This window comes from Pseudonocardia thermophila, assembly GCF_900142365.1.
Taxonomy (GTDB): Bacteria; Actinomycetota; Actinomycetes; order Mycobacteriales; family Pseudonocardiaceae; genus Pseudonocardia; species Pseudonocardia thermophila.
The window spans coordinates 297518-305123 of sequence record NZ_FRAP01000005.1; the positions used below are offsets into that span (position 1 = coordinate 297518).

Here is a 7606-nt window from a genome sequence, read left to right on the forward strand (position 1 = left end):
TCAGGTCCTTCCGATCAGCGTGGTGCGCAGGACGCCGGTGACGGCGCCGGGGGCATCGACGTTCATCAGGTGTCCCGCACCCGGAATCTCGTGGTAGGTCACGTCCGCCAAGGCGTGGGTGATGATCGCCGATGCCTTCGGCGGGCAGAAGGTGTCGGCGGTGGCGGCGACAACATCGACATGCGTGCGGATGTCCGCCAGACGGGGGGTGAGCGGTGCGCCGTGCAGCGCGGCCATCGCACGGGCGGCGTTGATGTACCCGCGCCCGTCACCCACTGCGGCGAGCCTGCCCGCCACCACCTCGTCGAGCCGCTCGTGGGCGATGGCGAGAGCGGCTGCGGTGTCGTCGCGCAGCGCTGCGCGGAACTCGGCCGAGCGGGTGTCGGTGGCCTTTTCGATCCGGTCGGCGTAGAACGCCGCGGCGGCGCGGCCCACTACCGACGAGGTGCCCAGCACGACGGCACGATCGACCAGGTCGGGGCGCTCAGCGGCCGCCCAGAGCGCGACGGCCCCGCCGAGCGAGAAGCCGACCACGGCGGCGGGCCCGGTCACCTGCTCGATGAACCCGAGCAGATCCCGGCCTAGTTGCTCGAGGGTCCCGTCGCCGTCACCAGGAGGGGTCTCGCCGTGACCGCGCTGGTCGTAGGCGAAGGTCCGAAGTTCGGTCAGCTCGCGTTGCTGGACCGCCCAGCTGTGCCGGTCCTCGGCCAGGCCGTGCACCAGCACGACGGGGGCGCCGGCTCCGGCCGCGGTGTAGGCGATGTCGAGTCCGTCGACGTTTACGACGCTCATCTGCGCTCCTCCAGCATGCGGCGTAGCTCGACCTTGCGGATCTTCCCGGCCGCGGTCACCGGCATGTCGTCGACGACGACGAGTGACTCCGGCAGCATGCGGGGTGAGAGTCCACGCTCGGTGAGCCAGGCGTTGAGCTCCTCCAGCGTCGGCGGCGGACCAGAAGGTTCGATCACCGCCCGGATCCGCTCACCGAGCCGATCATCGGTTTGTCCGATCACGGCAACCCGGCGCACCGCGGAATGGGCGGCGATGGCGTCCTCGATTGGGACGGGTGAGATGTTGACTCCGCCGCGGATGATGAGGTCCTTCAGCCGTCCGGCCAGGCGCAGGTAACCGTCCTCTCCGATCCGTGCGAGGTCTCCGGTGCGGAAGTATCCGTCCTCGGTGAGGAGGCTCTGGTACAGCTCGTCCTGACCGAGGTACCCGACGAACACCTGCGGGCCGCGCATGGCCAGCTCGCCGACGCCGGTGTCGTCCCGATCGAGGATCGTGAGCTCCAGGTCGGGTACGGGCTTCCCGGCCGTTCCGGTCAGCTGCTCCGGTGTGCTGTCGGGCGTACAGGTCGTTCCTGTTCCCTCGGTCATGCCCCACAGAACCGTCACGAAGGTGTTCGGCGCCTGCTCCCGCGCCTGGTCTAGCAGGACCGGCGGTACGGGAGCGCCTCCGCACAGGAAGGTCTTCAATGAGGACAGCTTGGCCCGCGGACCCGACCAGTCGGCATCTACGAGGTCCTTGAGAAACGGGGTGGCCGCCGCGGTGAACGCGCATCTGTGGGTGTCGACCAGCTCCAGCCCTCGCACCGGGTCCCACACGTCCTGCAGCACCAGCGTCGCGCCGAGATACAGGGACAGGCGCGCGCCGTGCCATGCCCCGACGCTGTGACCGAGCGGGGAGGGCATGTAGATGCCGGTGTCCTCGTGCAGCGCAAAGCGCTCCGCGAACGCCCGGTTCGCCGAGCCAAGGGTGTCGGCAGTGTGCATCACCGCCTTCGGCAGACCCGTGGTGCTCGAGGTGAACATGAGGTGGTTGACCGGTTCCGGCACCACCGGGGCATGGGGAGCGCCGCGGAGCTCCCGCCAGTGCCAGCCGTCATCGTCGAGCGTCCCCACCGCCGACGCACGACCGGTCGCCGCGAGCGCTGAACATGCCCACTCCCCCACCGGATGGCGTCGCCACCTCCTCGGTGCCACGACGGCGCGCGCGGAAGTGAGTTCGCAGATGTGGGCGAGTGTCTCCGCGTCGGTCGTCATCGGCACGCTGGCAGGAACGGCACCGAGGCGCAGCACACCCAGGAAGACGACCTGCCAGTCGGCAGTGTTGGGTAGGTAGACGACCACGACATCGCCGCGGCCGACCCCGACCGCGGCCAGGGACCGCGCGAAGGCGCCAGCGCGCTCCCACAGCTGTGCGCGAGTCAGGGACACTCCGCGATCGTCGATCACCGACAGTCGGTCAGGAGCGGCTGTGACCAGCCGCTCGAAACGATCGGTCAACGCCTCTCCCGTCCACCAGCCGCGCGCTCGGTACTGCTCGCTCCGGTCAGCGGGGGAATGGGCAGCTGCGAGGATCACGGCCCGATCGTCCGTCCGGCACCGGACACCTGTCAAGAGAGCGACGTCGCTTTTTTTCTATCTTCGCGTCGCTTCGCGATAGGATCCGTCGCGTGCCTGCAGAGCCGACCACGCCAAAAGGGCGTCGTACGCGTGAACATCTCCTGGCTGCTGGACGGCGGGTCTTTGCGCGCGACGGCTACGTGGACGCCCGGATGAGCGACGTCGCCGAGGAGGCCGCCATCTCCATGGGCGGGCTCTACCGCTATTTCGCAAACAAGCAGGAGCTCTTCGCCGGGGTCATCGCCGACATCCACGAACGGCTCTACGAGGCAAGCGCAGCCAAGGAGCACGACTTCGCCGCTGAGCCGTTCGAGGCCCTGGTCGAGTCGAACCGCGGTTACTTGGAGCTCTATCGCGAACACAGCGACGTCATGCGCGCGTTCATGCAGGCGGCGCATGTCGACGACCGGTTCCGCGACTATTGGTGGCAGATGCGCAACCGGCACATCGACCGGTTCGCCAACGCTCTCAAGCAGAAGCACGGCATCACCGAGGTCAACGGAGTCGACGCCGCGCTCGTCGCCGAGTCGCTGGCGTGCATGGTCGAGCAGGCGGCCTACGTCTGGTTCGCCCAGGAGCAGTTGCACGACCGCCCGGTCGATCTCGACGCGGCAGCCCGGAGCGTTGCCCACACCTGGTACATGACGTTCTTCGCAGGCCGCTGACCGTCCCTTTTGCACCACGGACCGTTGCACCCGCCCTGCGACGACACGGATCGAGGCGCCGGTGTGCCGGCTAGCAGCACTTCCGATGCCTCGAACCAGTCGCGTTCTTCGTCCGCCGTCAGCCGTTACCGGAGCTGCGCATGTCGACGTTCCTGGTCTCCGGGCCGCTGAGCGCGCCGCAGAGGACCAGGACCGCTCCGATTGCGATGAGCACCGCGCCGGTGTCGTTGAACGGCATGAACGCACTCAGGCCCGCCTGGTAGAAGGCGTAGAAGGACGGCGCAACCACGGCGAGGCTATAGGCGAGGCCGTAACCCGAAGCCCGGACCGAGGTCGGGAAACGCTCATTGATATAGGCGGGCAGGACACCCCACGGGCCGACCACGATGATGACCAGCAGGACAGTGGCTGCGACCGCCCACATCGGGACGTCGGCGCCGAGGCGGGAAAGGGAGAGGAAAAGTGCGGTCCCGACAACTGCCATGATGCTCGCCGCGGCCACCAGGAACCGGCGCCGACCGATCCTCTGGCTGAGCACCGCGGCGCCCACATCAGCACCGGCGAGCAGCAGGTAGGCGACAACCATGACCAGGGTGACCTGAACACTGGTCATCCCCACCCCGTCCTTGCCGAGGAGCTGCGGCAACGAGGCGGCAACCGGTTGCAGGGACAGCCAGAAGCCGTTCATGAGGATGAAGACCTGCACGAACCGGCGGGCGTTGTCCCGGGCGAACAAGTCCCGCAAAGGAGCCCGGTTGGGCTTGGTCTCCGCGAACACTTCCGATTCGCTCACCGAGCGGTGGAAGTAGAGGGCTAGGGCGAACGACAACAGCGCGCCAATCACGAACGGCACCCGCCATCCCCACACGGCGTAGTCGGAGTCGACGCCCTGCGACGGCATCACCAACAGCAGGAGTAGAGTGATCACCGAGACCGCTGCGTATGCGAGCGGGAAACCGGTGTTGATGATCCCACTGTACAGGCCCCGTTTGGCCGGCGGAGCGGCTTCCATGGCGAGCGGGTTGGCGCCGGTGTACTCACCACCAAGGAATACACCGGCGAGCAGCCGAAGGGTCACGAAGAGGACCACGCTGGCGAGTCCGAGTTGCTGGTAGCCGGGTAGCAGTGCCATGCACAGGGTGACGGCCCCGGCGCCGGTCATCGCGACGATGGTGGCGCGCTTGCGGCCGACGGTGTCAGCCATCCGTCCGAAGATCGCCGCGCCGACCGGGCGACCGATCAGCGTGGCGGCGAAGATGCAGCCGCTCACGATTGCCACGCCTTCCGGGCCCAGCCCAGGAGAGACGAAGTAGCCAATGGCTGGGGCCAGCGCAATGATCGGTAGATAGATGTCGAACAGGTCGACGAAGAAGCCCAGCCAGGCGCCGATCATCGCTCGGCGGGCGCGGTGTGGGTCGACCTTGGGAACTTGCGTATCCTTCGGCGCACCCACCGGCCGGTTTGCTGCGGCACTCGTAGCCCGGTCTTCGATCGTCATGCAGACACCTCGGAAGCATCAGCGGGAAACGTCGACGTGCCCACGCGCGAGATCGACACCTCGGGTTGTGCGCGCGGGCGGCCTGACAGCGGCCCCCGGGCGGCCGCGGACCCATGGTGCAGCCCACGTCACACCTCAGTCAAGATAGTGATGTCGCTTTTTTTCAAGGGAGCGTCGGTTGTGACCCGAGTGGTAGGTGCGCAGCCTGACGTCCGACGGTGTTGCGCGTGCGCATCGGGCGGCTCCGACCGGACGCCCGATCACCGCTCCCGAAGCGCTGACCTGGGTTCGGTCAACGAGGTCACCGACGACGGCGGTGCGCTCGCCGCGGCACAGGAACTGGCTGTCCGGATCGGCGGCCCTGCCACCCGCAACGGTGCGCGCCACGCCCGACGTCATCCGCCGTGCCCCGGAGTCCAGCCTGGAGGACCGGCTACGCGATCTGGTCGTCGTCCAGGCGGAGCTCCTGACCGGACCAGAGTTCACCACGACTGTGGAGCGCATGCGCGGCAGGAGTGCGCGCCGCAACAGCGACCCGACCCCTGTCGACAAATGCATAGCTAGGAAGGATGCAATTCCTTTGAGATGAGGTGACTTCCCGGACTTCGACGGACCTCTCGAGCGGGGGGGGCGAAACTGACCGAGGTCATCGCTCAGCGGAATCGCCGCCGCATCATTACCTCGAAACTCCGTGAGGGCGACTTCCTGCCGCCGGAGTCGGAGCTCATGGCCAATTCGGCGTCTCGCGGCCGACGGTTCACGAAGCGTTTCGCGTGCTCGAGTCCGACCAACTGATCCGCACCCGCCGGGGCTCGCATACCGGGGCGGAGGTGCTGCGGCCCTCTCTGGAGCGGCCGGCCCGGTTCAACGCGCTGCTGCCGCAGGACCGAGGAGCGACGTTGGAAGACATCACCTTCGCCCGCTCATCGCTGGGGTCGATGCTCGTCTCCGACGTGGTGTCGAAGCGTGCGTCGGCAGCTATCGACTACCTCGATCCGCTGTTGGAAGAGGAAGCCGCCGCGATCGGCAAGCCCGAGCGGTTCGGGATGATCTCCCGAAAAGGTCCACCTCGGCCTCGCCTCACTGGCCAACCAGATAGCTCTCGAACTGGCGCTCGCGCAGCTCTACTGGGTGCTGCAGCAGGTCGTCGAGGCCATCGACTACCACAGACAGGCCAACAGCAGGGCCCACCGGACGCACCAGAAGATGCTTCGCCTGCTCGAGTCAGAAGGCGCGGCGGCCTTCTGGGATCGGCACGTCCACGATTCCAGCCGCAAACTCCTTGCCCACGACATCGCGATCTCCAGCGTCATAGACATGTTCAACTGACGACCACTTCACAGGCTGCCCACAATCGGCTGCAGATCTCGTATGACCTCAATCACGAAGATCGCCGTCACGCACCTCGCCGTCTGCCCATCGGATGAATTGGCAGATTCGCTCGTGCTCCTCCCGATCAGCATGGCCGTCCTCCCAGCGACGACGATTCGTCAGGCGAAGGGCTAATGCTGCACGGTCAAGATCGATCGCTGTCTCGCCATGGCGACGGGTTCCGTCTGCCTCCGCTGTCGGAGGTAACGAACTGCGATTGGAGGTTGAGAGTTCGTCGGGTACTCGGTCTCCCCCGTCCGCGACGTCGCGCTCGGTGATCTCGCGGTGCTCGTCCTCGACGAGTTGTGATGCCCTGTGCTCGGCGAGCCATTCCTCCGCGGTGACCTGCTCGGCCGGGTTGTCGAGATCGATCCCGCGTACGGCAGCTGCATGGCGTGCACGTTCAGCCTTGTCTCTCGTGACGGCAGTCTGGTAGCGCTACGCAGCTCGCGCGTCGTCGATGAACTGCAGGTCTGCGACTTGCTTCTCCAGCTCAGCGACGCGCTCACACATCCGCTCAGCAGCTGCGCGGAGCTGCTCGGCTTCTGCCGGGTCGGTCTGGGATTCGGCGCGAGCGGTCCAGATGGTGACGTTCTCGCGTGCGGCGCGCAGCTCCGCTGCGGCGGCTTCGAGCTGGTCGCCGACGTAAGCGGGTACCCACTGCTTCTCTCACCCCCACGCAGCGATCCGGGCCCGTAGATGGCCCTCGGACATCGCTTCTTCCTCGGCACCCGCGGAGAAGGGTGGTCGTTCCCACTCCGAGTGTGCTGCGGGTTGATGCGGGCCCAGCTGTGGGACTGCACCAGCTGCTGTCGTTGTGGCAGCCTCGTGGACCATCCGGCTGCGGCCCGCTGGTCCGCCTCCGACACCCACGCCGTGTACGTCTTCAGCGTCGTCGTCCCGCCGCCCGCGTGACCGAGCCGGCCGGCCACCGTGCGCACGTCGACACCGGCCAGGATCAGCTCCGTCGCCGAGTAGTGGCGCAGCTTGTGCAGCGTCGTCCGCAACCCGAGCCGGCGCACCATCCGCTCGAACCGCTGCGACACCGTATCCGGCACCGGGAACGTCGAACCGTCCGCCGCATCGGAGAACACGAACGCATCCGGGCGCAGCACCGTGCCCAACGCCGCCGCACGGCGCTCACACCGCTCCCGATGCTCCAACAGCGCGGCAGCGGTCTCGGAGTCCAGGGCGATCCGCCGCTGCTGATGGGTCTTCAGCGCGGCCTCTTCCCAACCGCCGCGACCGTCCTTGCGGATACCGTGCCGCAGCCAGATCGTCTCCCGACCCGCCTCGAGCTGGACCGCCGACCAACGCATCGCGCACACCTCACCCCGACGCGCGCCGGTGGTCATCGCCACCCACAACAACGTGCCCCAATCCGGGTCACGAAAGGCCGCGGTGAGGATGCGCGCAGCCTCGGCCGGGGTCGGCGGACTCGGGTTCTCCTTCGGCGCCGCCGGCGGCTCACCCTGCGCCACCGGCGACACCGCCACCCAGCGCCAGCGCACCGCCTTCTTGTACGCGCCGGACAGGATGAAGTGCATGTGCCGGATCGTCGTCGCACCTTGAACCGTCCTGGGTTCGCGAGAGGCTGAGGTTCAGGCCACCTCGCCCCGTTGGGCGATGGTGTCACTATACATGACTTCCCACTCTATGGGTGT

General features: G+C 67.5%; 6 protein-coding genes. 2 read left to right on the plus strand and 4 right to left on the minus strand.

Annotated elements, in window-relative coordinates; genetic code table 11:
* Together BUE41_RS09220 and BUE41_RS09225 are read right to left on the minus strand one after the other, a co-directional pair.
* On the minus strand, nucleotides 1–792 hold the full coding sequence (locus BUE41_RS09220) for an alpha/beta fold hydrolase (protein ID WP_073456576.1): 792 nt from the start codon (nucleotides 790–792) through the stop codon (nucleotides 1–3).
* Nucleotides 789–2288, minus strand: coding sequence for an AMP-binding protein (locus BUE41_RS09225; protein WP_159444881.1), 1500 nt, complete (start codon nucleotides 2286–2288; stop codon nucleotides 789–791). Before BUE41_RS09225 ends, BUE41_RS09220 begins: the two co-directional genes overlap by 4 nt.
* A 170-nt stretch (nucleotides 2289–2458) precedes the next feature.
* On the opposite strand from BUE41_RS09225, the gene BUE41_RS09230 reads away from it, so the two are divergent.
* Nucleotides 2459–3073 carry a TetR/AcrR family transcriptional regulator gene (locus tag BUE41_RS09230; RefSeq protein WP_073456578.1) on the plus strand — a complete coding sequence of 205 codons (615 nt, stop codon included), beginning with the start codon at nucleotides 2459–2461 and terminating at the stop codon, nucleotides 3071–3073.
* Between the two features lie 118 nt (nucleotides 3074–3191).
* Here the strand turns inward: BUE41_RS09230 and BUE41_RS09235 are convergent, their stop codons facing one another.
* Nucleotides 3192–4571: an MFS transporter gene (locus BUE41_RS09235; protein WP_084754623.1), complete on the minus strand. Its 1380-nt coding sequence runs from the start codon at nucleotides 4569–4571 to the stop codon at nucleotides 3192–3194.
* Nucleotides 4572–5702: 1131 nt separating this feature from the next.
* On the opposite strand from BUE41_RS09235, the gene BUE41_RS31795 reads away from it, so the two are divergent.
* Entirely contained in the window at nucleotides 5703–5900 is a 198-nt protein-coding gene (locus tag BUE41_RS31795; protein WP_084754625.1) for a hypothetical protein, read from the plus strand.
* 173 nt (nucleotides 5901–6073) lie between these two features.
* Here BUE41_RS31795 and BUE41_RS31800 read toward each other — a convergent pair whose 3' ends face one another.
* Nucleotides 6074–7489, minus strand: coding sequence for a tyrosine-type recombinase/integrase (locus BUE41_RS31800; protein WP_234997101.1), 1416 nt, complete (start codon nucleotides 7487–7489; stop codon nucleotides 6074–6076).
* Nucleotides 7490–7606 lie beyond the last annotated feature (117 nt).